Source organism: Pyrinomonadaceae bacterium (genome assembly GCA_036277115.1).
In the GTDB taxonomy this organism is placed as follows: domain Bacteria; phylum Acidobacteriota; class Blastocatellia; order Pyrinomonadales; family Pyrinomonadaceae; genus UBA11740.
The window spans coordinates 211,379-237,402 of the sequence record DASUNM010000015.1 but is presented as its reverse complement, the minus strand read 5'-3'; the positions used below and the strand labels follow the sequence as shown (position 1 = coordinate 237,402).

Annotated in this window: 17 protein-coding genes and 1 tRNA gene; 14 read left to right on the top strand and 4 right to left on the bottom strand. The window is 56.0% G+C overall.

Translation table 11 applies throughout. The features are described from left to right. Positions 1–48: 48 nt before the first annotated feature. From VFX97_03990 to VFX97_03975, 4 genes are all read right to left on the bottom strand, one after another. Positions 49–861 (bottom strand): transglycosylase SLT domain-containing protein, encoded by an 813-nt coding sequence (locus tag VFX97_03990; GenBank protein ID HEX5702361.1) that lies wholly within the window; start codon positions 859–861, stop codon positions 49–51. A gap of 149 nt (positions 862–1,010) precedes the next feature. Beyond that, a complete protein-coding gene (locus tag VFX97_03985) occupies positions 1,011–1,955 on the bottom strand; it encodes a D-alanyl-D-alanine carboxypeptidase family protein (protein ID HEX5702360.1) in 945 nt (314 codons plus the stop codon). Positions 1,956–2,245: 290 nt separating this feature from the next. Beyond that, positions 2,246–3,700, bottom strand: coding sequence for a L,D-transpeptidase (locus tag VFX97_03980; GenBank protein ID HEX5702359.1), 1,455 nt, complete (start codon positions 3,698–3,700; stop codon positions 2,246–2,248). 346 nt (positions 3,701–4,046) lie between these two features. After that, the gene (locus VFX97_03975) at positions 4,047–5,363 is read right to left on the bottom strand and encodes a DUF5715 family protein (protein ID HEX5702358.1); all 1,317 of its coding nucleotides are present in this window, start codon (positions 5,361–5,363) and stop codon (positions 4,047–4,049) included. 257 nt (positions 5,364–5,620) lie between these two features. Here VFX97_03975 and VFX97_03970 point away from each other — a divergent pair, with 257 nt between their 5' ends. From VFX97_03970 to VFX97_03905, 14 genes are all read left to right on the top strand, one after another. Continuing rightward, the gene (locus tag VFX97_03970) at positions 5,621–6,319 is read left to right on the top strand and encodes a L,D-transpeptidase family protein (protein HEX5702357.1); all 699 of its coding nucleotides are present in this window, start codon (positions 5,621–5,623) and stop codon (positions 6,317–6,319) included. A 144-nt stretch (positions 6,320–6,463) separates the two neighbouring features. Next, entirely contained in the window at positions 6,464–7,948 is a 1,485-nt protein-coding gene (locus VFX97_03965) for a protein kinase (protein HEX5702356.1), read from the top strand. Positions 7,949–8,100: 152 nt separating this feature from the next. Further along, positions 8,101–8,934 carry a 3-deoxy-8-phosphooctulonate synthase gene (kdsA, locus tag VFX97_03960; GenBank protein ID HEX5702355.1) on the top strand — a complete coding sequence of 278 codons (834 nt, stop codon included), beginning with the start codon at positions 8,101–8,103 and terminating at the stop codon, positions 8,932–8,934. Positions 8,935–8,944: 10 nt separating this feature from the next. Continuing rightward, the gene (locus tag VFX97_03955) at positions 8,945–11,236 is read left to right on the top strand and encodes a tetratricopeptide repeat protein (protein HEX5702354.1); all 2,292 of its coding nucleotides are present in this window, start codon (positions 8,945–8,947) and stop codon (positions 11,234–11,236) included. A 78-nt stretch (positions 11,237–11,314) separates the two neighbouring features. Continuing rightward, positions 11,315–11,860 carry an HAD hydrolase family protein gene (locus VFX97_03950; GenBank protein ID HEX5702353.1) on the top strand — a complete coding sequence of 182 codons (546 nt, stop codon included), beginning with the start codon at positions 11,315–11,317 and terminating at the stop codon, positions 11,858–11,860. A 99-nt stretch (positions 11,861–11,959) separates the two neighbouring features. Beyond that, a tRNA-Gly gene (locus VFX97_03945) sits at positions 11,960–12,034 on the top strand. A 246-nt stretch (positions 12,035–12,280) separates the two neighbouring features. Continuing rightward, entirely contained in the window at positions 12,281–12,658 is a 378-nt protein-coding gene (locus VFX97_03940; GenBank protein HEX5702352.1) for a hypothetical protein, read from the top strand. Between the two features lie 42 nt (positions 12,659–12,700). Further along, the gene (locus VFX97_03935; GenBank protein ID HEX5702351.1) at positions 12,701–13,093 is read left to right on the top strand and encodes a hypothetical protein; all 393 of its coding nucleotides are present in this window, start codon (positions 12,701–12,703) and stop codon (positions 13,091–13,093) included. A gap of 578 nt (positions 13,094–13,671) precedes the next feature. Next, complete coding sequence (locus tag VFX97_03930) at positions 13,672–14,370, top strand: hypothetical protein (GenBank protein HEX5702350.1); 699 nt, start codon at positions 13,672–13,674, stop codon at positions 14,368–14,370. Between the two features lie 311 nt (positions 14,371–14,681). Next, positions 14,682–16,472, top strand: a complete 1,791-nt coding sequence (locus tag VFX97_03925) for a hypothetical protein (GenBank protein HEX5702349.1) — start codon at positions 14,682–14,684, stop codon at positions 16,470–16,472. Positions 16,473–16,494: 22 nt separating this feature from the next. Then, the gene (locus VFX97_03920; protein ID HEX5702348.1) at positions 16,495–17,721 is read left to right on the top strand and encodes a hypothetical protein; all 1,227 of its coding nucleotides are present in this window, start codon (positions 16,495–16,497) and stop codon (positions 17,719–17,721) included. 58 nt (positions 17,722–17,779) lie between these two features. Beyond that, positions 17,780–19,717 carry a hypothetical protein gene (locus VFX97_03915; protein ID HEX5702347.1) on the top strand — a complete coding sequence of 646 codons (1,938 nt, stop codon included), beginning with the start codon at positions 17,780–17,782 and terminating at the stop codon, positions 19,715–19,717. A 50-nt stretch (positions 19,718–19,767) separates the two neighbouring features. Further along, positions 19,768–20,610, top strand: a complete 843-nt coding sequence (locus tag VFX97_03910; protein ID HEX5702346.1) for a fibronectin type III domain-containing protein — start codon at positions 19,768–19,770, stop codon at positions 20,608–20,610. 13 nt (positions 20,611–20,623) lie between these two features. Then, the gene (locus VFX97_03905) at positions 20,624–26,011 is read left to right on the top strand and encodes an RHS repeat-associated core domain-containing protein (protein ID HEX5702345.1); all 5,388 of its coding nucleotides are present in this window, start codon (positions 20,624–20,626) and stop codon (positions 26,009–26,011) included. Positions 26,012–26,024: the final 13 nt, after the last annotated feature.

The following is a 26,024-nucleotide window of genomic DNA, read 5'->3' as shown; positions in this document are numbered from 1 at the left end:
AACTCGGATCACCGGGCTAAAGCCCGGTGTGAATGAAAGCTCGTAATACTACGAAGCCTGCCTCCTACCGTAGCGCGCGATGATGAGGCGCACGTAATTGCGTGTTTCGTTGTAGGGCGGGATGGTGTTGCCGTACTTCATGACAGCTCCCTCGCCGGCGTTATAACCTGCGAGCGCCAGATCCACTCGGCCGTTGAACATCTTCAGAAGATCTCGTAAGTAGCGCGTGCCGCCCGAAATGTTCTGCGCGACATCGTAGGGATTGGTCACGCCATATCGCGCGGCCGTTCCGGGCATCAGCTGCATCAGGCCTTGAGCGCCTTTGTAGCTGGTTGCACCCGAGACGAACTTCGATTCCTGCGACATCAGGCAATAGACGAGGTAAGGATCTACACCGTTCCGACCGGCGTAATAGCGGATGAGTCCATCGATTCTGGGACTGCCCGTGGACCAGGCTTGATTCGAAGCAGCCAAATTTACGGTCGCGGCGACCGGAGTTGGCTTGTTCGCTTCAGCAATCTGCCGCGCCACGTCTTCGACCTTCGCTCGCGCATCTACCAGGGCTTTCTCGCTGCTTTCGAATTCGACGCGCGCGATAAGGCCCTCCGTGTAGAGCGCTTTCGCTTCCGCGTTCTTCTTTTCCAGCTTTTGCACTTCGTTCTGGTAGAGAGCCGCAAGTGTTTCCAGAGTGCTCTTGTGCGTACTTGACCCCTCAGCGGGAACGGTGGCCTTATCCGGCTGAGACAGGCGAACTCCGGCCGCGCTCGTCTGCGCCATCGCGGCCCCGGCGCAAAGCATACAAATCGAGATCAGCGCGAACACACGCGAGATCATTGAGGATTGGGAAGACTCATTTTTCATGTTGGATTCTCTTATCTAGACACCGCTCGGCCTCTGTCGGTTACATGTGAGGCGAGGCCAAACGGGCTTTTTCTTGCGCCGAACTTGGATGTGTTTAGACGCCGGTTTACTGCCTGCCTGAGCCCGCAAAAGTCAGGGAGAAAGCAGCGTTATTTGACGTATTCCCAGTGCCAGGGTTCGTAGAAATATGGGCGGAAACCGAAGCGCTCGGCGTTCTTGACAAGCCACTTGTAGACAGGTGTATTGACCTGAATCGCGCGGTTGGCATCCTTCGTGTCGACGGGATCGCCGCCAACGTAGATGTCCAACGCACGGCCGGTGAAATGCGGACTGTTAACGGCGAGTCCGGCGCTTCCGGCTTTAGGTGATTCACGGCGCAGCTTTTCCTGATATTCGCGCGAGCGGAAAGAGGAAATGATCTTGAAATACTTCTCGGCCGGCGCGAGCTCAGTGGGGGAAGTGTGCGCCAGCTTCAGGGTCGGATCCGCAATCGCGGCGGCGAGCATTGCTTTGTAAGCCGCGTACGTGTTGCGCTCGACCTGACGCAGCTCATCAAGTCTCGTTGGATCGTAAAAGTCCGAAATCGGCGCGGTCAGCAGTTGATCAGGGGTCGCCGGTGTCTTGTCTTTCAGGCGGTTTGCTTGCCACTGCGCGACCAGGGCCATCCAGGAGTCCTCATCCAGCACGCCGGTCGCGCTCAAACCCTTCTGCTTCTGCCAACCGGCAATCGCGCTGGCGAAATCACCAGAGGACGCGTGGTGAGAAATGTTGAGCGTTTTTCCGATCAGCAAGTCGTAGAGGTACCAGCCGCGCTGGCCCTTCCTTCCGAATTCCCAAATCAGATCGTTTCGGAGCAGTGAATTGTGCGCCGCAGCCTCGGCAAATGGTGCGATGGTTACGGGGTTCGCGTTTGCCGCGGGGCGCTCAGTAATCAGGGCAGTTGGTTTGACGAGCGATTCGGTTTTCGGATTTTGCGGTTCAGTCTTGCCGGACGGCGACTGTCCTCGGCTATTGCGCGCCGAAAACGACAAAATCACAGCTAAAGCGACAATGATCGCAACAATTAAGACACCATGAATTCTGGGGTTCTTCATAAGCCTTTACTATCTGCTTTTCGTGAGGTTTTTGTATTGTCGGGTGAAGTACTGAGATGCGCGAAAGTCCCTCATGGTTCGACGGAAATTTACCACAGAGGACTGAAAAGAAGGCAGAGAAAAGAGGAGTCCCTCTCCCAACGGGAGAGGGTGAGGGGACCCTTGGATTCGTTCGTTAAGAAACTCATAAATGAAGACTCGAAATGTTTAGAGGCGGGCTACTGCCCGCCATCATCTGCCCCAAACCGGCGGGCGGTAGCCCGCCTCTAAACCATCCTCTTTCGGCGGGACTACCTTCGGCGTCCACTCTTGTCGCGGGTGACAGGTGGTTTCTTCGGCGCGTTTGCTGAGGTCACCGGCTGATTCTTTCCGGCTTCCAGCGCGCGTCCGGCTTTGATGTCGGCAATGCTGACGACGAACTCTTCGTTCATGGTCACGCGAGCGAGCATTTGCTGAAGCGTCCGGGCATCGAGCTGCGAATCTTCAACTCTCGCTTCTTTCAATTCCGCGCGCAGGTTCTCGATGGTGTTCGTCTTCTTACCATAGACGTCGGGATAAAGGTGGAGCACGCCTCCTTCAACGACTTGAGTGTCATAGCTGATGTCGACCACGAGTGGGGCGTCCAACTTAATGAAGAAACGATCCTTGCTCTTCTTTGAACGCTCAATATGCTCGCGCGAGCCCGGCAGAGAACGCGCGGCAATTATTCTGTCAATCAATTCATAAAGCTCGTCGAGGCGCACTCGCACGCAGCCGTGCGAGACAAGATGCCCAATGTCAGATGCCTTGAAGGCTTGATGAATCAGAATGCCGCCGCCGCCAATCGGAATCTTAATCTTTCCCAGCGGGTTGCGCGGGTCGTCAGCCTCAACACGCTCTCCAGGCTCGACATCGTGTTCATAAACCCACTCGCTGTCAGGCGGAATCCAATCCGGATTGAAAATGATTTGACGCGCGTAGCGCAGGCCGCTCGGCAGCGGGAACTCTTTGCGGCCAATTCCGATCTCGTAAATCCTGACCTCTTTTCCGCTTTGCCACAACGTGGTTTGAAAAGCGGGAATGTTGATGGTGATGCGAATGTCACCTTTGCCGGCTTGCAGCTCAGTCTTCTCAATGCGGCCCCCGGTCAATTTGTCCGAACGCGCGGATTCTTCCGTGTGTTTGTAAGACGCGTCGGCGAGTTCCTCGGGCGTGATGTCTTCCGTCGTCAGTGAAATTGGTTTTGTTTGTTTCTTCTCGCCGTTCGGAAACACGATTTCGGCCCAGACCTCTCCGGCGAAATCGACAGGCACTTTCACCTGGGTGGTGAATTTGCCGGCGTCAGACTGAGACGCCGGGACGGTCTTCTTTAATTGAACGTGACCTTCGGCGAAAGCGGGTCGATACAGAATCCTGACGGATTTCGCACCGGACGCGTTGACGGTGAACGTTACATTGTTGGAAGTGATGACTTGCCATTGCTCGCCGACTTTGGTCGTAGGCGAAGCGTCGATCGTGGGCTCTGATGGCGTGGGTGGGGTAGTCGGTTGATTGCCGGTGGAATCGGATGCTCTCTTGCACGCCGCCAAAGCCATCGCAAGGGCTGCCATCAGCGCCAGCAATGTAAGCCGGCGACCGACCGCCAGACTTCTGAACTTACGATTGAGCACAATTGCGGTCAACGCACCGACGGTCGGAAACGAAACGGGCCCATCTCCCGTCCACGAAACATCCGATCGAGAATTGCGGCGCGACAAATCAGGCAAATCGATTCCAGTGGTCGCGGAATGCCGCGTTCGATCGTCGAGCCACAGACGCGGCAGTGAGTTGGCGTGTGCATTTTGCGGTCAGCGTTTAAATTGAGGAAGCCCATGGCATAAATTCCTTGTTCGTATTTAGTTCAGTCGGGCAGGCAAAAATTAATCAGGGCAAAAACGATGCCAACAAGCGCCGGGGAATGAGCGGTTGTGCTTTTCTCTGTGCAGGCTCTGTGGTTCTCGGTGCCTCGGTGGTGATTTTTCTAAAGCGACTCACCACTGAGACACGGAGTTCCATAGAGTCCCGCAGAAATTCTGATATTGAGACACAACCCGGTGAACCGGAGAAGTTGCCTTAACGGCGGCGGCGGGTTCTGGGCTTTGGCTTAGCGCGCGTTGGCTTGGCGCGAGTTGGCTTAGCCCGAGAGGGCCTGGCCTTTTTCGTGGTTGTTTTCGCGGCGTCTTTCTCTTCCGCGTCTTCTTTCGAGGAAGGCCCTATTTCTTCCAGCGAAGCCGTCACTAACTCATCGCTGGGCCGCGTGCCGTCGATAAAGACAAACACGTGGATGTTCGCGGTCCGCTCTCTCAGCACTTCAATCCGGCCGGCTTGCTTCAGTCGCGCCAGCTCACTCATCACGAAGTTCTGTTCGTCGTTGCTCATGTAGCGATAGTCGATATCGAAAGCCAGGCCGGTTGAGTGCGGCGGAGTATCGATAACGGTCGCGCTGCGATTAACTCGGCGCAAAGAGTCCTGATACTGCTCAGGCCTGACGAGCGAACTTACCGGCAACGGACGATCAAACTGCCGGTGATACTTGGCCGCGATGTCTTCCATCAGCTTAAAAGCCTGCGGTCGCAGCGAACTGAGCAGAGTCTTTTTCAACTCCTGCCGATGCGCGGGATTCTCAAGGTCGAAGGTGCGGCCGCGGAAGTCTTTCGCCAGGGTTTGCAACGATTCGTAGTCCCGGAACAGACGCTCACGAGAGTCCGGCTGGCCGTAGACTTCGTGCAACTGTTCCTTGTGCTCGTCGTTCGATTTCAGTTGCGCTTGCTGGGTCGCGAGCTGTTTCTGCAACTCACTGCGACGCGTTCTATCGCGCCGATTCAAACCGGCAATTTGCTTGTTCAAGCTCGAGATTTCGGTGGTCAGATTCGCGCGCGCCGCATCAAGACGCGCGAACTCTTCCCGCAACTGGGCTTCGTTATAGAGTTCGACATTGCGATCATTTTCGTGACGAGCAAACGCATCGTCCCTGGCGATTTGCCCCACCCCGAACAAAACGTACGTGTCCGTGACCGCGGGAACGCCGACGAGGTCGCCGTTTTTGAGTTTTGTCGCGAGATCCAGATAGTCCTGCGAGGTCGCCAGGTTATGTTTTCGCACTTCAGCGACCTGCGTCGCCAGAAACCATCGGCGTTCTTCGTAATGCCTCAGCTCAGGCGGAATCTCCAGAGGCGCTGCGCCGGCAAGCTCACCCCGATCCTCTTTAACTCTCGCAATGGCTTGTTCCCACAGCTCGGTGGTGGAGCGGCTGGCGACGGGGGATGTTACTGTCGAAGTAATCGACTGCAGGAAATTCGGCGCCGTAAATCGCAGCGCGGCCCACACCGCCACACCGGCGGCCGCGCTCAGTAGCACTACGAGGATGGTACTGGTTTTCCGACTACGCATTAATCAAATCCAAGGAGAGCTACGACGATCCAGCGGCACGAAACTTCCAATGCAAGTTTTGGGGCATAGAAAGGGAGCCGAAAACATGGTGGTGTCTTCACGGCCCACCTTACACGTGTTTCGATTCTGAACAGGTGTTTGCATCGAAACGCAAGGGAACTGAAATCATTCTACAGGATTCCTGTGGGGTGCCGGTTCGCGTCGGAGTTTATGATGGGTGGGACAATCCATCGAGTTAGGCTAATGTAACATCATCTATGACCAGGTTTTATAAAACGGCTGTGACAGCGCTTTTGTCGCTCATCCTGCTTGCGCCTGTTTGTGCGCTTGCCGGGACGAAACGCGACAAGCGTAAAGTCGCTCAACCGACGCGGGCGGAGTTGAAGCAAGCGCAGGCGCGTCTGTCAGAAATGGGCTATGGCGCGGGACGTAACGCACTGGTGGCTTTTCAGAAATACGAAGGACTTAAGGCCACGGGCCAGTTCAGCCGCGCGGATGTCGAGGCGATCCTGAACGCGCGCGCGCCGCAACCGAGGGATTCAGGGTACCGGCACGTCGAAATCGATCTCGACCGGCAAGTTCTTTTATTAATCGACGACGCGGGAGCGGTACAGAAGGTTTTACCGGTCTCAACGGGAAGCAACAAACAGTATCGCGAAAAACGCGCCAGCGGACTGGCGTACACGCCTCGGGGTCGCTTCCGGGTTTATTCGAAATTGAAGGGCTGGAGAAAATCTCCGCTCGGACTGCTCTATTATCCGAATTACATTAGCGACGGAATTGCGATTCATGGGAATCCCTCGGTTCCAAACACTCCCCAGAGCCACGGCTGCATTCGCATCCCGATGTCTGAATCCGTGGCCATGAGCCGCGAGCTGCCGATTGGAAGCATCGTGCTGATTTACGACAGCAAGTCTTTCGTGTCGGCGAAAGATTGGGCGGACAGTAAGCAGTAAGCAGAGGCACAGACTTTAGTCTTGCATTCCCCCCGGGAATCACAGACTGAAGGTCTGTGCCAGTAGAAGCCAGTCCCCATTCTTTACCTCCGTTAACGCTCAGCGGTTGGTCTGGGCGATAATCAATCGCTCTCCATCCTTTCTATGCTCAAGTGTCCAAGGTGTAGCAAACAATATCCGGATGACGTGCACGTCTGTCCGTTAGACCTGACACCGCTGCACGCCGACGAGACGGTCGCGGACTTGATCATCGATCCGCTGCTGCGCCGGGTGTTTGAAGGGAAGTATCGCCTGGACGAGCGGCTGGGCGGCGGCGGGATGGGTACCGTGTATCGCGCCACTCACCTGTTAATCGATCGCCCGGTCGCCATCAAAGTCCTCAGTCAGCGATTCGTCGGGGACAGCACCGCAAAGCAGCGTTTCCGCCGCGAAGCGCGCGCCGCCGGACGAATGCATCATCCGAACGCCGTCAGTGTCACAGATTTTGGCGCGACCGCCGACGGCTATCTCTACATCGTGATGGAGTTGCTGGAAGGTCAAACGCTGCGCGACCTGCTCGCGCGCGAGGCGCCGCTTGATATCGCCCGCGTCGTTTCGATCATGCTGCAGACATGCGCCGCAGTGAGCGCCGCCCACGATGTTGGATTGATTCATCGCGATCTCAAACCGGCAAACATTTTCATCGAGCAACGCGCGAACACGCCGGCCGTCGTGAAGGTGTTGGATTTCGGCGTCGCCAAGTTCGCCGTCGAAGAGCAGGCTGACGACGACTATCAAACGTTGACGCAGGTCGGGGCCATCATCGGCACACCGCGGTACATGTCGCCCGAGCAATGCTCCGGCAGCGGCGGTGTCACGCCCGCGTCGGATGTCTACAGCCTGGGAATAATTCTTTACGAGATGCTCTCAGGCGTCGTGCCGTTCAATGCTGAGACGCCTCTGGCGATCGCGCTGCGCCACGTTAGTCATACGCCGCGCCCTTTGCGCGAGATCGTGCCGGACGTGCCGGAGCAGCTTGCGGCAATTGCTCACAAAGCCCTGGCAAAACATCCGGGCGAACGCTATCCAGATGCGAACGAGTTACGGCGGGCAATCTTTGCGGCGGGCCAGGAGCTTGGTCTGGAACATGCGACGAGCGCCGCCGCCATGCCGGCAATCGAAACACTACGAGATGCCGGACAAGCGAGTCCGTCGGGGCGGCTGGTGATCGATATCGGGACTTTGCGAGAAGCGCAATCGTCAGGCGGGGCGATCGCAACCGTCGCCGATGACTCCACCAGGATCAGCGAATCCGATACCCGCCCGCCGTTACGACGCGAGATCTCTCGACTGAACATCGGCCTGGCTGACTCAAATAGAAGAAACCGCGTCTTCATTGTTGCGGCGCTCGTCGTAGTTATTGCGCTTCTGGCGTCCGTCGTAGTCGGGGGAAGGTGGTGGCGCGGCGAAAATTTTGCGGGAGCCAGTGCTAATCCAACAGCGGCCGCTTCACCAACACCAACACCGACTCCGGAAGTAACACCATCGCCCAGCCCCGCGCCATCGCCAAGACCAAAGCCAAAGAAACGCCAGAAAGAGCCTTCAAGAGCGAAAAAGGTTTGGGATAAAGTGAAAGGGATCTTTCGATAATTTGTGGTTTCGACTGGAGCGCAACCGTCTCGGTTGCGTTTATACATAGCAAGCGAGGCGCTTGCGCTGCAGTCCGGGGCCTGGGTCCTGCAACCCACCGTTTCGCAAGCTCAATCTTTCCATATTATATTGCTACCTCCATTTAGCTTCCGATGACTATCGCGAAAAAACCCATTCAAGTTGGCACAGCCACGTTCGGTGACGGACGGCTCGCCGTAATCGCCGGACCATGCGTCATTGAATCTGCAGAGCACGCGCTGATGATGGCCCGCGAGTGTCAGCAACGTGCGCGCAACGCTGGTCTGGATTTCGTGTTCAAGTCTTCGTTCGACAAGGCGAACCGGTCGTCGGTCAAAAGCTTTCGCGGGATTGGCATGAAAGACGGCCTGGAGATCCTCGCCGCGATTAAGCAAGAACTCGGTGTGCCCGTCCTGACCGATGTTCACGACATTGCGCAGATCGAAGCTACGGCCGAGGTCGTCGATGTGCTTCAGATTCCCGCGTTTCTTTGCCGGCAAACCGATCTTATTGTCGCGGCCGCAAAGTCAGGCCGCGCCGTCAACATTAAGAAAGGCCAATTTCTGGCCCCCGAGGATGCGCGAAACATTGTTGAGAAAGCACGCTCAGCAGGCAGCGATCGCGTGATGCTGACTGAGCGGGGCGTCAGTTTTGGCTATAACAATCTCGTCGTCGATATGCGTTCGTTTCCGATCATGAGTGAGTTCGGAGTTCCCGTTGTTTTCGACGTGACCCATTCGCTGCAATTGCCGGGTGGGCTGGGTCATGCAACCGGCGGCTTGTCGCAGTACATCGAACCGCTCGCCCGTGCCGGAGTGGCTTGCGGCGTAGATGCCGTGTTCATGGAAGTTCATGATGCGCCGGAACGCGCGCCCTCAGACGGCCCAAACATGCTGCCGCTGGAAAGAATGGGCCCGTTGCTCGAAAGCTTGAGAGACATTCATGCGCTGGTGCGCGGTTCGAATTGAAAAATTGAAAATGAAAATTGGAAATTGCAAATTCCTTCTTTCGCTTCTTCTGATTGTGTTTTGCGTTTCGGGCGGCGCGGCGCAGGAAGAAGCGCGCGCCGCCTGGCAAGTCACAAACTTCGATATTAACGTCGCGAATTTTGGCAGTGAGCGCGCGCTGAATGCTCGCGCCGTGCTGACTGTGCGAAACATCGGTCGCGGCTCGGGTACTACGCTGACGCTGCGCATAAACTCGAAAGCTGAAATAAAGAGTATTACGATCGGCGCCGCCACCGCCGTCTATCGTTCGCAACCCGAACCACGCGGTGGAGGTCAACGCGTCATTATCACTTTGCCGAGCACCGTCGCGGCGAATGAAAGCGTTGTCGCGACGGTCGATTATCGATTGCCGGTCGAAGAGAATGCAGGTCCCGCGGCGATCTCGCCTGTTGCGACACAGTTCCTCCCGTCCTCGATGTGGTATCCGGCGCCTAACACTGCGTTCGCGGTGCGCGGTCAGGATTACGCGCCGTTTCGCTTGACCGTGAATGGCTCAACGGCAATCACGTCCGGCGTGGAGAAGAGCGCGGGCGTATTCGAGCAGACGCTTAACGCTCTACCATTCTTCACGACTGGGAATTGGGATCGAGTTGAAGGATCCGCGAACGCGAAAGGCATCACCACGTTCGTGCCAAAAGGCGCGGGCGACGATGAGCGCAAACAATCCGACAACCTGATGCGACTGGCGGCGACCGCGCGTGAGTTCTACGCCGGGATGCTGGGCGCGGCTCCGGATGTGCCGATTCGCCTGGTGGCCGTGAAGCGCGGCGCTGGATTCGACGACGCCGGCACAATTCTCCTCAGCGAAGGCTCACTGCGCCGAAAGAAAATCGATTCGACGACCGCCCTGGCCGTGGCCGAAGGGGTCGCGCGAATCTGGATTGGTGCGAGCACCGCAGTTCGTGGAGAAGGCCACGGCGTTGTCCGAGAAGGCCTGGTGCGATTCTTCGCTAACCAGTTTCTCGAAAAAGAATTCGGCGCGGAAGCTGCCGCCGAAGAGCGCGCACGCCAACGGCTTTCGTATGCGGCAATCGCCAAGCGTGACGCGCCGCTGTCGCGCACGACGCCGCTCGACCCGACTTACTTCAATTCCGTTGGCAACAAAGGCGCGATGATGTGGCGGCTGGCCCACCACCTCGTTGGGCGCGAGCCGTTCATCGCGGCGGTGCGCGAGCTGTTGGCGTCGGGCAAGACCGAAACAGACGGATTGACACTCGCGCGGCTCCGCGGCGTTCTCAATGAACGTGGAGGTGCGGCGCTCAAAACTATTCTCGATCAGGAACTCGATCAGCCGACCGATATGGATTTGTTGGTGGGCGTACCGCGACAAGAAGCGGGACAGTGGCTGGCCGCCGTGCGAAACGTCGGTTCGTTTCCGGTGAAAGTTACGGTCGCCGCGGTCACCAACAATGGGCAGCGCGTGACGGCAGAAGCGACCATTCCCGCTCAGGATTTTGGACAAGTAAGTTTTCAGAGCGCCGCGCCGCTCACGCGTGTCGAGATTGATCCGGAAAAATTTTATCCGCAGCTCGACTATACGAATGATGTGGCGCCGCGACCGGTGGAAGCTGCTGTTTCAATCGGCGAGGCGATGCGATTGTTCGGTACGCAGGAGTACGCCAAAGCTGAGGCGCTGGCGCGGCAACTTTTGATCGCGGCGCCAGAAATGCAGGAGGCGCGCGTCCTTTTCGCCCGGGCGCTGCTGGCGCAAGCCAGGATTGACGATGCTGAACGCGAGTTGCGGCGTTTGAGCGAAGAGCGTTTACCGACACCAGCGGCCCTGGCCTGGTCCGCAATTGGCCTCGGCGAAATTGCCTTGCGCCGCGGTCAGGCGAAGGACGCTGCGCGGCTTTTCACCGACGCGGTGCGGGCCGACGCTGAGTATGCTTCCAGCCTGAATGCGCGGGCCGCTCGTATTCGCGCGGAGGCGGCGGGCGGAGCGCCGCCAATCGATGAAGCCGCGAAGGCTTTCGTTGCGCAAATGGACACGGCGCTGCGCACTGGCCGGCAGGCGGAGATTACGCCGCTGATGGTGCCGGGTGAACTGTTGAGATTCGTGCGGGGAGCGGTCGGTACTCAACCCGAAATTTGGCAGACTCGCGTGCTGCGGACAGAGCAGCTCGACGCAAACCAGGTGGCCGTTGAGGTCTCAATGCAGACAAAACAACTCGGCGTAGAGCACTCGGGCACCGCGGTGCTGATTTTGGCGCGTCTGGGGAATGGCTGGAAGCTGAACGCGATCGAATTGTTTGAAGTGAGATAGAAATAAGTTTCGAGTTTCGAGTTTCGCGTTTCGAGTTGAAACGTGAAACGTTAGAGCTTGAAGCTTCGAATTTGAAACTTGGAACTCGAAACTCGAAACTCAAAACTCGAAACTGAGGACTTGGCTCGTCGTGCCAAGCGCCTCAAGTTACTCTTGATGGACTGTGACGGAGTGTTGACCGACGGCCGAATTTGGCTAACGGCGGATGGTGAAGAGCAGAAGGCCTTTCACGTTCGTGACGGGCAGGGAATTGTCCTCCTTCATCGCGCGGGAGTCCGCACAGGAATTATCTCAGGTCGCGCCTCAGCAGCCACGGAAAGGCGCGCGGGCGAACTCAACATGAGCTTTCTGCACCAGGGCGTTGACGACAAAGTCCGAGTGCTTGAAGAAGTGCTGCGGGAAGCCGGGGTTTCACCCGGGGAATGCGGCTACATCGGCGATGACGTGGGAGATATCGAAGTCATGACGCGAGTTGGTCTGGCCGTGGCGGTCGCCGACGCGGCTGACGAAGCCAAACAGATCGCGCATTTCGTCACAACGGCCGCGGGTGGAAAAGGCGCCGTCCGCGAAGTGTGCGAGATGATCGTGGCGGCCCAGAAACACGAATCCAAAATGTCAGCTTAGCTCCGTTTTTCTCGGCCCCGCGAACGCTCTCATCACGGCGTCCTGACAATTGACAGAAGGAACATCATCCTTCATCCTTTCTCCGTCTTCCTGGCTCTTGCGGGTGTAACTCAATGGTAGAGTGTCAGCTTCCCAAGCTGAAAGTTGCGAGTTCGAGCCTCGTCACCCGCTCCAAATTCCTTAGTGATTCTTAAACTCAAGTTTCAAAAGTTAGAGGAACTTTAGAAACGTCCCGCAAACCGTCCCGCAAATCCTGTTGGCTTGAGTGTCAGTCTCCAGAGATGACACTCGCAACGGATCTTAAGAACGTTGGAGAAGGTACCATGTAGTCTGACGAAAGATATGAGCCGTTATTTACGCGCCTGGCGGTCGTCAAAGGATCGCTTCGGCTGGCTTCCTATCGACAGGTACGGTAACGGAATGATTGATAATGGCACTGAGCTGTTCGGCAATTTCACCTCTCAACCTGAAGCGCCTCCTGGCGATCGAAATGGGTTTCTTGCCCTCGCTGAATTCGACAAAACTGACAGAGGTGGAAACGCCGACGGGAAGATTGACACAGCAGATGCCATATTCTCTTCGCTTTGGTTGTGGCAAGATGTTGACCATAACGGTGTTTCCGCGCAAACTGAGTTACATCGTTTGAATGAGTTAGGTTTAAGCGTTTTAGAGCTTGACTTTAAAACCTCAAAACGAAAGGACGAATACGGCAATCGTTTTCGCTTTAGGGCAAAGGTAAAGGACGCTCATGGCGCACAGCTCGGGCGTTGGGCGTGGGACGTATTCCTCACGTATTAAGTGCCCAAGCGCGGACGCGACTTTCTTTCGGAGGCGTGCCGTATGATTAAGAAGAATAAATCGATAGCGATCGGTGCGATCCCTTCGCTGATTATCGTGACGATCGTTGCTCTGTCATTGGTATCTTGCTCGGCTATAAGAGGTTGGCAGAAGGCTAATAAACAGGGAGACGAAAGCGTCTTGCGCGACCGTCTAAAAACTATTCGTTATGGGATTCGCCTATACGCGACCGAAAAGCAGGAACTTCCGCAATCGCTTGAAGATCTCTATAACTGGAAAGTACCGCGCTTCATAGATCCAATGACCGGGCAGAGTGACTGGGAACCGATAATTGGCGAAGATCCTAGTATCCTGAAAGGCAAGCGCGGAGTCATCGACGTTCATAGCCGCTCAACGCAAAAATCTCTTGCTGGAATTCCTTACAATACATGGTGAGCTCGCATAGTCGGGGCCACTTATTACGCTACGCTCACATTAAAGAAGACCCAATAAGAAGCGATACGACCGCACGCGCGTATGCGCATTACAAGAAAGACCCGCAACGTTGAGTTACGAGTCTCCGCCAAGGACTTGGACACCTCCTTTTAAACTTGCGACCGTATTGTGACCGCAGTTCCTATAACAGTATCGGTACTGCATAATGTTGCATATAGAAACGTAAGAACTGGAGAAAAATCGCCGTAGCTGCAAGCTTTTTTGGTTGTGAGCGTCCGAGTCCCGATTCTCGCCGGAGATCTGCCGCACAACTTGGCGCGTGGACTTGGTGAAGAGCTGGGCCAAACGGAAGCAGGCCACCCCGCCCAAATCGCGCAGCTATGAAGAAAAACAGCGTCCCCCAAAACGTCCCCCAGCTGGACGCAAATCAGGCACGGTATGCGTTGCATGCACGTTGATTTTTCCTGAGTCATTTTGTAAGTTGTGCAAATAAAGGAGCGGTGACTTTGATTCCCAAGCTGAAAGTTGCGAGTTCGAGCCTCGTCACCCGCTCCAATTTTGCCCGAAACACCAAACTCATGCTCAGGCTGCTGTTGCCCGTTTTGCCTCTATTGTTGTTGGCGACGCCGGCGTTAGCCCAGGACGTTTCGGCGGATGAGACTCCGATCGCGGTTCTCAGTTACAAGTGGTCGAAGGACCGGCGCGCGATGGAATTGGTTGAGAACTCAAGTCGAAACAGTCCGCAGCCCGCAATGATTCCGCAGAACAAGAATTTTCAGCGGAATGCACGGATTAACGATCCTGCCGGCGTGCGCGATCCGAATGGGGATACGATAGATGGCCGCAGTGCTGAGCTGGACCGAATAACCGCGGCGGCCCGCGAAACCAAACCACAGACTGACGGTTTCACTTATCAGACAAAAGTCCAGAACAACAGCGCGAAGCCTGTCGCGGTACTGTTCTGGGAGTATCAGTTCCGCGAGAAAGGCAATCCCACGATCCTTTCGCGCCGGCAGTTCGTTTGTCTGGCAAAGCTTAAGCCGTCCAAGACGCGAGACCTCGAGATTTTCACACTCGCGGCGCCCAGTTCGGTCGTGAGCGTGAAGTCGTTGAGTAAGAAATCTGAACCGGCCTTTGACGAGGCGGTCATCGTCAATCGCGTCGAGTTCGAAGACGGTTCGACCTGGCAGCGCAAAGACTGGAACTACGACGACGTAAAGCTGACCGCCAAGCCTGCCGCCGATCCGAAGAAACTGCGGATGTGCCGAGGCCTGTAAGTTGCCACTGCATACTCTGTGCGAAGCTCTTATCTCTGCCTGAGCACAAGACTTCTCGCTCTAGTAAATAATCTTGTTGACTTTTGCCAACGCTCGCACTATCGTGCGCGCCATTCGTAAGCGAGGCTGAAGCCCCGAGCCTGCAGAGTCGCACTCTCGCCGAGTCAGCCTTCACGACAAGTAACTAGTTCAATCAACTTTTACCGTTCCGTTGATTCGCAATTGACGGTCAGCGTTGGAGTGTGCCACATCCGAGTTATTCGGCTCGCTCGACCGTGGTAATTCCAACCAAGCTTCAAGAGAGGTCAATCATGCTACTTCAGTCCAAACAGAAAACCATCTGCCTCAGGCGGCTGACTCTTACGCTGATCCTGCTTACGACTGCGTCGGTGGTTGCGTCCGCGCAGACAAATACTTTTCCAGCCAGTGGAAACGCCGGCGTGGGGACGACGTCGCCCACGGCCGATCTGGAGGTCAAAAATTCCTCGCACGTTGGCGTTACTGTCAATTCAGGCACGGGTTCAACCGATGCATCGATTCTGTTTCAACGGAGCGGGGTGAACAAGTGGTTCCTGCAGTCGCGTAATAGCGGCGCTCCGACTGATTCGTTTGTGATATACGACGCGGTTAATTACACGTTTCCGTTCGTGCTGACTCGATCTGGCAATGTCGGCATTGGTACCACTGCCCCAAATCAAGCGTTAGCGGTCGGGGGATGGAACCAATCAGCATATGGATTTACAGCGCAATTCTATAGTGGCAACACAACGACCCCCACAAACCAGCTAAATATTACCGATACTAAGGATACGTGGGGACTTATTTTCGGATCAAACGGAGCAGGCGTCGCTCAGACCGGCTATCATGGTCCAAGCTGGGCCCATGTAATCAACGTTAAAAATGCGCCACTCTCTTTGGGCGCCAACAACACCGCCGTACTGAACCTCACTAGCTCCGGCAACCCTGCCCCACACTGCGGCACCGCACTTCTTAACAACAGCAATGCATGGGGCGGCAGCGTTGCATACTACCCGCTGCTCGGATCCACGGGATGTCCTGGAGGAGTACAAGGACTCATCATGTTGAGCGCGCCGCATATTCCATACTCACCAGGCGGTGCCGGCGCCTTCACGCGCATGGCTGACAGCGTCGCGGCCACCAATTATTGGGATGTCGGGCTGCTCGGTGATCAGTACATGATACGTCGTAATTCAGGGTCCGCGTTCGTTACCGTAACGAACGGGGGCAACGTTGGCATCGGCACGACGCCAGCAGCTGGCTATAAGCTGGATGTCGCCGGTGAAATTCGCTCGAGTAGTGGTGGGTTCAGATTTCCTGACGGTACTGTTCAAACTACGGCCGCCACAGGCGGGGGCGGAGGTTCACAATGGACGCCCGGCACAAGTTCCATCCACTACAACGGCGGCAGCGTCGGCATTGGCACGTCTACTCCGAGCTCGCTGCTGAATCTTCACGTCACTTCGGGCGATGTCATTCAGAGGTTATCGAACGCTGGGGGCATCGGCGGGGCCCTCGACCTAAGGTACAGACATGAATCATCACAGCATCGCATCGGATTCACGGATGGCGGAGGGAATTGGTTGTTCTATACGCAGTACGCTGATCCGAATACCAGTGCGACTGCCTACTTCCCCGGAAACGTCACAGTCAACGGAACCATCAACGCGAAATACCAGGATCTGGCCGAATGGGTCCCATCGTCTGAACAACTTGCAGCCGGCACCGTCGTAGTTCTCGACACAAACAAATCCAATCAAGTCATCGCATCAGGCACAGCCTACGACACACGCGTCGCGGGAGTGATTTCGGCCCAGCCGGGCATCACTCTGGGTGAAGGTGGGGAAGGCAAAGTGCTGGTTGCCACCTCCGGCCGCGTGCGCGTGAAAGTCGATGCGTCCCGCGGCGCGATCCAGATCGGCGATCTACTCGTGACGAGTGACGCCGCCGGAGTCGCGATGAAGTCACAAGCGGTCAATCTCGGCGGAGTTCAGATTCATCGCCCGGGCACGATCATCGGCAAAGCACTCGAACCATTGGCCAAAGGCAAGGGCGAGATTTTGGTGTTGTTAAGTCTGCAATGAGCTAATCGAAGGGGAGGTTCACATGGGAATTGAAAGAGTCACAAGATTTTGGTTGGCGCTTGCCAGCGCGCTGTTGTTATTGGCGGCCCCGGTAGTCATCGCGGCGCAATGGACGACAAACGGAAACGACGTCTACAAGACAAATACGGCCGGCAATGTCGGGATTGGCACGACGAGCCCCGCGGCCAAAGTGCAGGTCCAGCAGGACGTGAACGGGGATAATTCGATCTATGTGTTGAATAACGGAGGCGGCACCTTGTCACGGAGCCTAATCCTTTTCGGCGAGGCATCCAGTAACGCGAAATACGCGTACTTCGGCCATTTTGGGGCCAATTACGTCGGTTCCGGGCCCGCGCAGCCCCGCGCCACATTGTTTGTGGGCGCGGACGCGGGGGGCTTCAACCTCGTTTCTTATGGCGGCGCGTCAGAGACGGGCGGAAAGATCAGCTTCTGGACTTCCCCAGACGCGGGCGGCGGTGGCAACGCGGCCGTCGCGGAGCGTATGAGGATTACTTCTAACGGGCATGTCGGCATTGGCACGACCAGCCCCGCATACAAGTTGCAGGTGAGATCTGGCAATGGCGCCGGGCTATTTGGCGATCCGACAGGTACACAGCTCTTCTATCAAATTCGTCCGGACGCAGGAAAACAGGGCTGGCTTGCTTTTACCGAAGATGCCGTTGCAGACCGGTGGGCAATTGGAATTAAGAACGGCGATCCGAAACTTTATTTTTCATCCGGCAACATCGGCACGCTAACCGATCGCATGAATCTCGATGCGGCCGGCAATCTTGCAGTTGGAGGCAATCTTACCGTCAGTGGAAATATCAATGCCAAGTATCAGGACCTCGCCGAATGGGTGCCATCGTCTGAACAACTTTCAGCCGGCACCGTCGTAGTTCTCGACACAAACAAATCTAATCAAGTCATCGCCTCAGGCACAGCCTACGACACGCGCGTCGCCGGAGTGATCTCCGCACAGCCCGGCATCACCCTGGGTGAAAGCGGTGAAGGCAAAGTGCTGGTCGCCACCACCGGCCGTGTGCGCGTGAAAGTCGATGCTTCCCGCGGAGCGATCCAGATCGGCGATCTTTTAGTCACAAGTGACGTCGCCGGAGTGGCTATGAAATCCGAAGCCGTTGAGTTCGCCGGCCGGAAAATGCACATGCCGGGGACGATCATCGGCAAAGCGCTTGAACCACTCGCAAAAGGTTCAGGTGAGATTTTGGTGTTGTTGAGTTTGCAGTAATCACCCAGGTCAACGGCTAATTCGATGTAACTCCAGACAATTTCGAAAGAGGTTAATCATGACACTTCAATCCCTGCGGAAAACTATTTGCCTCACTCGTTTCATTCTGATACCCACGCTTCTGATTCTGGCATCAGTTAGTGCGGCTGCGCAGACAAATACGTTTCCGACGACTGGAAACGCGGGCGCGGGCACCACTAGTCCAGACCGCAAGCTTGAAGCCCAGGATTCTGGAGGCCCTCAGTTGCGGCTTACCCATACCGATGCAAGTGTGTACGCCGACTTTCAAACCCTCGGTAGCGGTCATTTAATAATTTCCCCTACGGGCCCGGACATAACCGGAACGAAGCCGTTTACTGTCGCAGCCGACTCTGACGCATTTAGGTTCTATACGAACGCGGACACAAACCTGCGGTGGTCATTGACTACTGACGCATCTGGGCTCTTCCACATCGTGCAAAAGGGCGACGGTTGGGCCGGTCAGGGCACTCGCTTCTCAATGAACCGAAGTGGCAACGTGGGCATTGGCACTACGAGTCCGAGTCAGAAACTAAACGTTATTGGAAACGGCCTCTTCGGCGACATCACGAGTCGCACTCTGCTCTATTCAACGTACGATTCCCAACTGAACCCGTTTCTCGAAATCGGCTATGGCACCTCGCATTCCGCCATTACGCCGTTTCCGACTTTTGTTTTAAGCAACAATACAACCTCAACCACCAATGGTGAAGGAATCATCGGTCAGATCGCCTTCGCAAATCGCAGTATTGCAGACAACAACGACAAGCGAACGGCAGCCATCGTAAGCTGGGTTGACGGTGCGAGCAATTCCGGCACGTTGCAGTTTTACACCAGTAGCTCCGGCACGTTGGCCGAACGAATCAGGATCACGCCCACAGGCAAGGTTGGCATCGATAAGATCGATCCCGCATACAAACTGGACGTTAACGGCGAGATTAACGCGACCGGTCTTCGTATCAACGGAACGCCGATCTCCAGTGGAGGAAACTCGCCATGGCTCGGAACGGATTCCATTTACTACAACAGCGGCAATGTCGGTATTGGCACGACGAACCCGTCAACGAAACTCGAGTTAGCTCCCAATTCGGCCCTCAAACTTGGAAACGCTTACTTCAGCTCGGGAGGTGACTACGTCCACCTGTCTAACAACGAGTGGTTCACCGGCACTGCGTGGGCAGCCACTGCGCCCGGCGCTCTCATACAAATCAGCGGTCAAGACGTCAACTTTTACCGGCATGACGCGGCCGGATCTCACACCCAGTCAATGAATATCAATTCATCCGGCAACGTCGGGATCGGCATGAGTAATCCAGTCTACTCACTTGATGTGAATGGCGGGGTAAATGGTTTCCGTGCCAAAGCGGCGACTGCATCGTCCAGTGATGCCGTTGCCGTTTTTGAGAACAGCGGCGGAGTTCAGGCAATAGTCCGTGGCAATGGCTATGTCGGCATGGGAACAACGTCGCCGGCTGAAAAGCTGGAGATCAATGGCAATCTAAAATTATCAGGCACGGGGAATATTAACGCCGCGGGCACAATTGAAGCCGGCAACATCAAGGCCAAGTACCAGGACCTCGCCGAATGGGTGCCATCGTCCGAACAACTTGCCGCCGGCACTGTCGTAGTCCTCGACACAGCCAAATCCAATCAAGTCATTTCATCAAGCACTGCCTATGACACTCGCGTCGCAGGAGTGATTTCCGCACAGCCCGGCATCACTCTCGGTGAAGGCGGTGAAGGCAAAGTGCTGGTCGCCACCACCGGTCGCGTGCGCGTGAAAGTAGATGCGTCACGCGGACCGATTCAAATCGGCGATCTGCTTGTTACGAGTGAGGTGGCCGGTGTCGCTATGAAATCCGAAGCCGTTGAGTTTGCCGGCCGGAAAATGCACATGCCGGGGACGATCATCGGCAAAGCGCTCGAGCCGCTCGCTAAGGGTTCGGGTGAGATTCTGGTGCTGTTGAGTTTGCAGTAAGAGAGCTTTCAGCCTGCGCTAATCGCAGGCTCGATTGAGAAGAGGTTTTTATGTCGAAAAACAAAGTCTCGCGACGAGGGAAGTCAAAGTCCACACGCGCGCGGCGCAAGAAACATGTCATTGTCGGCGCGCTTGGGCTGGCTATTTTACTTTCGCTGGGCACGGTCGCCGGTCCGTGGAGAGACACTCGCGGCGCGAAGCATATTCGGGCGCTGTTTTGGACGCCGCCACCGCCAATTCCACCCGCTAACAACCCTTCCAAAGAGTACATCTACGCGGGAGGAAAGTTAGTGGCCACGGAAGCGCCGGTGACTCTGCTCGCGCCGACGAACGTTGCGGCCCTGACCTTGTCGAACGAGAACCCGGCCAGGGTAAGCATTAGTTGGACTGCGACCCCGGGCGCCGATCACTATCAGGTCGAGCGCACGACAAACCTGGGCGGCAATTACACCGTCGTCAATTCCAACGTGGCGACCACAACCTTTACCGACAACACGGTGACCAGCGTCACGGCTTACCTTTACCGGGTCAGGGCTGTGGACGGCGGTGGCAACCTCTCGCCGTACAGCAATCTCGATGTGGCAACGGCGATCACTTTTACTGACGACACGATCGTCACCGGCAGCACACTTGTAAAGGCAGCGCACATCAATGAGCTACGGCAAGCGGTAGACGCGGTCCGCGCGACCGCCAATCTTGGCGCGGCGAATTGGGGAGCTGCTATCACCGCTGGCGTTACCACCGTTCAAGCTGATCATATTCAGACCCTGCGGACAAACCTGGACCAGGCACGCGGCGCACTGAGCCTATCGGCATGTTCCTACACGAATGTGGGCGTGGGATTCCTTATTCAAAAAAACCATATCGATGAACTGCGGCAATGTGTCCGTTAGAGGAGTGAAGTCGATGAAGAAACGATACTCAATCTCACTGCGCCGAATGTTGATAAGCGGCCTGGTATTCACTTGCGCGCTAGTTTGTACGATTGGCGAGACGGCCGGGCAAAACATCCAGTTCACGCAGGGCAACGTTGGATCGGGCCTCGACAGTACCATTCAAATTCCGATCATTGGATATCCAGGGCGCGGCGCAAGCTTGCCGGTAAACCTCTATTACTCGTCAAAGGTTTGGAGACTCGGAAATCTTGCCACGGTCAACGACGTCTCGTACTACACGACGATCACAGAGGCGATCTATGCTGAACATACGACCGCGGGCTGGAAGACAAGTCTTGACTTGCCAATTATCGAATGGCCAAAGGAAACGGACCAGTACTACTACACGGGTAAGCAGTTTTGCTTCATATGTAGCTCAGGATTCCGGCGTTTCCGAGTGGCGCGTGTCTACATCACCATGCCCGACGGCTCGAAGCATGAGTTGCGCGAGAGCGATACGCCGTATGAAGGCACAATGAGGGTAACCGGCACGTTCTATGCGGTTGACGGCTCCCGATTGCGTTATGACGCCACATCGCAGACGACGGGCACCGTCTACATGCCGGATGGTAGCCGTTATGTGCTTAACGGTTCCACCGCGCAATTCATCGATCGGAACGGGAATACCCTGAATTACACCGCGTCAACGCGGCAATGGAAGGACACGCTGGGCAGAGAGATTAACGTCCCGCTGCCGGCAAGTCCGACCATCGGCACGCAGGAATACTACGCGCCGGGGCTTACTTCGCCGTACCAGTTAGTCTGGAAGAAACTCTCAGACCCGGGAGTGATCACATCTGGAGCGGGCCCGAAACCAGTAGGCAGTCACTATTTGCCGAATCCAGCGCAGCCGCCGACCCCTTACTACGGAAACAACTACCCGACGGTCGTGCCACAGGGCTGGTCAGGGAGCCTTTTTGTCAGCCAGGAAGCCGACTCGGAATCGCCGACCACCTGGGTGGTTGGCCGCGCCCAGGTTGGCGGTGAACTATTCGATCCGGTGGTGCTCACGGAAGTCGTGCTGCCTAACGGGCTGAAATACAAATTTGGTTACAACATCTACGGTGAGATCGACAAGATCACTTATCCTACCGGAGCGTACGAGCAATATTCATTCGACGATGCGCCGCCGATCGGTGACGTCAAGCCCCCGTACGCCCAAATGAACCGCGTCGTAACGCAGAGACAGCTTAGTGCCAAAGGCGACGGAAGTGATCTGGCAACATGGACCTATTCCATCTCGGGCGGGAGTGACCCTCAAATCGGCACATTTCAGATCACCGGGACGACCGCGCCTGACAACAGCTACAGCGAAGTGCGCAAGCACAACTTCATGGCTCCCCTCCAGCCGGGTCAGGGCAATCCTCATTTCTGGCCCTTCGGGTGGGAAGACGCGCGGCAGGGAGTGCCTTTCGAGGAACGAGTGTATGACAAGCCGCCCGGCCAAGGCGGAGTTGTGCTGCGACGGTCGCTGACGGATTTCGCCTGGGATGACAATCCTATCCCACCCCGGATAGGTCTGCAGGGCGAGCAGTGGGTGCACGCGTTTCGCAATGTGCGTCCCAAGAAAAGTGTCAGTCTCATTCTCGACACTGGTGGTGACGCCCTCGCGAAGTTGATTACCTACGGCTACAACTCGAACCCCGCTTACATATTTACGACAGGGCTTGATCAAACCGACATCGCTGAGACCCACTTCGCGTCGGTTCCCCAAGCGTCGGCCCAGGCTGACAACGTCACAACAATCTCCACCGGCTACTCGTACCCGCCCGCCAGCAGCTTAGTCACGACGTACCTTGATGATGCAGCTTATCAAAGCCGGCACATCCTTGGTTTGCCCACTTCCGTGCTCCTGAAAAATACGGCTGGCCAGGTTATTTCAAAGAGCGAATCGTTCTATGATGAGGCGGCGTATCCGCTGATTAACTACAACGATCTGACGGCACCCGAATACGCCGATCCGAACACCAACGCGCGCGGGAACGTGACCACGACACGGAGTTACTCAGATATCGGCGCGGGCCTTTATCTTGAAACGCACGCCCAATTCGACCAATGCGGGAACGTTAGAAACACCTGGAACGAGCGCGGTATTCAGACTGCCACTGAATACTCTTCTACCTATAAACACGCTTACGCCACGCAATCGATCACGGCAGTTCCTGATCCAACCGGGGTCCACGGATCGACTACAGCGTTTACCTCGAGCAGCACGTATGACTACACGACGGGGCTCACGCTGACTACCACTGACGCCAACGGTCAAGTTACAACGTTGAGCTATCAGAATGATCAGGGCCAGAACGATTCGATGAATCGCGTGCGTAAAGTGACACGGCCGGACGGAAGTTGGAGTAAGTATAGCTTTGGTGAGACGCTCGGTAATCTGTTCACCCTGACGGAAACCCAGCAAGATGCCACCCGTGTCTTGAAAGCCTATGAGTTCGTCGATCCAATGGGCCGCATCAGCCGAAGTTTTGGCGGTGAAGGCGGTGCTAACTACATTGCCACGGACACGATTTTCGATCAGATGGGGCGCGTCTGGAAGGTTTCAAATCCGTATCGCACCACGACACTGAATGGTGTGGCCGATTTGTCGCATACGACCGACTGGACTGTGTCGCACTACGATGCGATGTCACGTGTGGACTACGTGACGTTGCCCGACGCTTCACAAGTTCTCAACAATTACCAGGGCATCTACACGACGGTTACCGATCAAGCCGGCCGGCAAAGACGGACGAAGACGGACGCGCTGGGCCGAATTGTGCGCGTTGATGAACCGAACCAGGGGGGCAGTTTGGGTTCAATTGAAGCGCCGACGCAGCCAACCTATTACGACTACGACACGCAGGGCGCTTTGATTCACATCACCCAGGGTACCGGCAGCGGAACGGTGCAGCATCGCTATTTCAAATATGACGCGCTGGGCCGGCTCACGCATGAGCGTCAAGTCGAACAAGCAGGGACGCACACTGCTTCAGATCCGTTGACCGGCAACAGCGCCTGGTCGCGCAAACTGGTTTACGACGAGACCATCGGAGGCGTTACCTATGCAGGTTTGCTTACCAGCGGATACGACGCCCGCAACATTCACACTGAGTTTCGGTACGACAATCTGAACCGCATTTACCAGGTCAGTTACTCAGACAGCACGCCTACGGTCAGCAATTTTTACGACCAGCCGGCCACCGGATACTTCAACAAGGGCCGGCTGACGCAGGCGTCGACCGCGGCGGTCGGATCGATTCCGGCAACAGCGCAAAACTACAGGTTCGATGTGATAGGCCGCGTCAGCTATAGCCAGCAGACGGTGGGTGACCAGACCTACGTGATGGATCAATACACTTACAATCTCAAGGGAGCGCTTACAAGCCAGAAGTATCCGTCCGGAAGAGTGGTCAGCTACGCGTTTGACGATGGCGCCCGCCTGTCGCAGGTTTCCAGTGGCGCCATGATCTACGCCAATGCCTTTGATTACACCACGACGCAGGGATTGTTGAAGCAAGTAACCCTGGGCAACGGCGCGGTCGAAAGTTTTACGTACAATTCGCGCTTGCAAATTCAGAGCATGGATCTCGCCCGAAATGGCACCCAACTTCAGCACTACGATTACAAATACGGCGTTTACAATCCCGCGACGAACATCGTCGACGAAACGAAGAACACCGGCCAGATCGCGCGGATCGAAGGCTTCATTGCGACGCAAAAACAGTGGCAACAAAATTTTGCGTACGATTCGCTCGGGCGCTTGTCTTCAGCGCGCGAACTTCGCGGTGACAATGGTCAGCAGGTATGGCTGGCAAACTACGAATACGACGTTTTTGGGAACCGTTACCAGAAGCAAGCGCAGAACAACGGTAATCCGTTTACACAAATCTGGACGGAAGATGCGGATATCAATAAGAACACGAACCGCTACGCATCGGGACTGACATACGACGATGCCGGCAACGTTACGATCGATTCCAAGTTCCGCAATCTTAGCTTCCAATACGACGCCAATAATCGCCAAAAGCAAAGCACTAACGGCACCACGACCGTGGTGAATGTTTACGATGCCGGCGGCCAGCGAGTGGCCACGCAAGCGGGTGGTATGTTGACCAATGTGCTGGTCTATGACGCCATCGGCAAGCTGGTCGCCGAATACGGCCCGGTCGTTACCGGTGGCACTCAATTTGTCACAAGCGATCATCAGAACTCGCCCCGGGCGATTACCAATGCGACGGGAACCGTAATTTCTCGACACGACTATGCACCCTTCGGCGAAGATCTGCCCGCCGGAGTCGGCATGCGCTCCACGGGAGGCGGTTATTCTCAGCCCGACAGTGTGCGACAAAAGTATGCCGGAATGGAGAACGACGAGGCGACGGGTATGTCGCACACGTTGTGGCGCCAATACGACAACTTGTCGGCCCGCTGGACGGCGCCCGACCCCTACGGTGACAGCATGAGTATCGCGTCGCCACAGTCGTTCAATCGGTATAGCTACGTTGAAAATGATCCCGTCAACAAAATCGATCCACTCGGATTGATGACGATGATGGACGCCACGATGAGCTGGCAGACGGTAACGGACATCTGGGCGAATGAAAACAACTTTGGTGGACCGGAGACTGGCCGAACCATTATCGAGAACGGGATGAATGGTTTTGCCGACCGCGACGAGGAGGAGGAGGGCGGAGAAGAGGAGCAATCCGACTCAACCGGCAGCACCTCGGCAACTACGAGTGGAACTACCTCCGAGGAAACGCCACTGCCTCCACCGCCCGAGAACCCGACCGATCAGTCAGGTTCTTCGCAAGCTCCTGCGCAGGCGCCGGCGCAAGCGCCTGGCACGGCGCCGGCAAAGCCCCTCACGTCCGTTACGGTTCTCGGCAAGACGGTGAAGATCACTTATGCGAAGGGAATATCGGCTGCTAACAAACTGAAGGTCAGCAACAAAATAGCCGCCGCTGCCGCGTTAATTAACGCAAACGCAAGTACACTTACACCCGCCGAAAAGAAAGCGATTGGCCGCATTTCAGTTTTTTCTGTGGTCGGATCAAAAACTTACCTTGGTGCAACCGGTAGTAATGGGATGACTCTGTCGGTGAAGTACATTCTCGATCCAGGGAGTTCGGCGGCGTGGATCGCGTCCTTGTTCGCACATGAAGGCCAGCACCATCTGAATAAAGGAAAGTTTTCCGGCAAGAACCTTTGGAAGGATGAGCTGTCTGCACGCACTATTCAATTAGGTGTAGGTAATAAGGTTGGGTTCCAACCGTATGAGACTACTTATCTTCAAGGTGAAATGGCCCTGACGCCTGCGAACAAAGCAAAAATGCAGAAACACATGGAACAAGGATTGAAGTACTAGTAAGAGGAGGCCT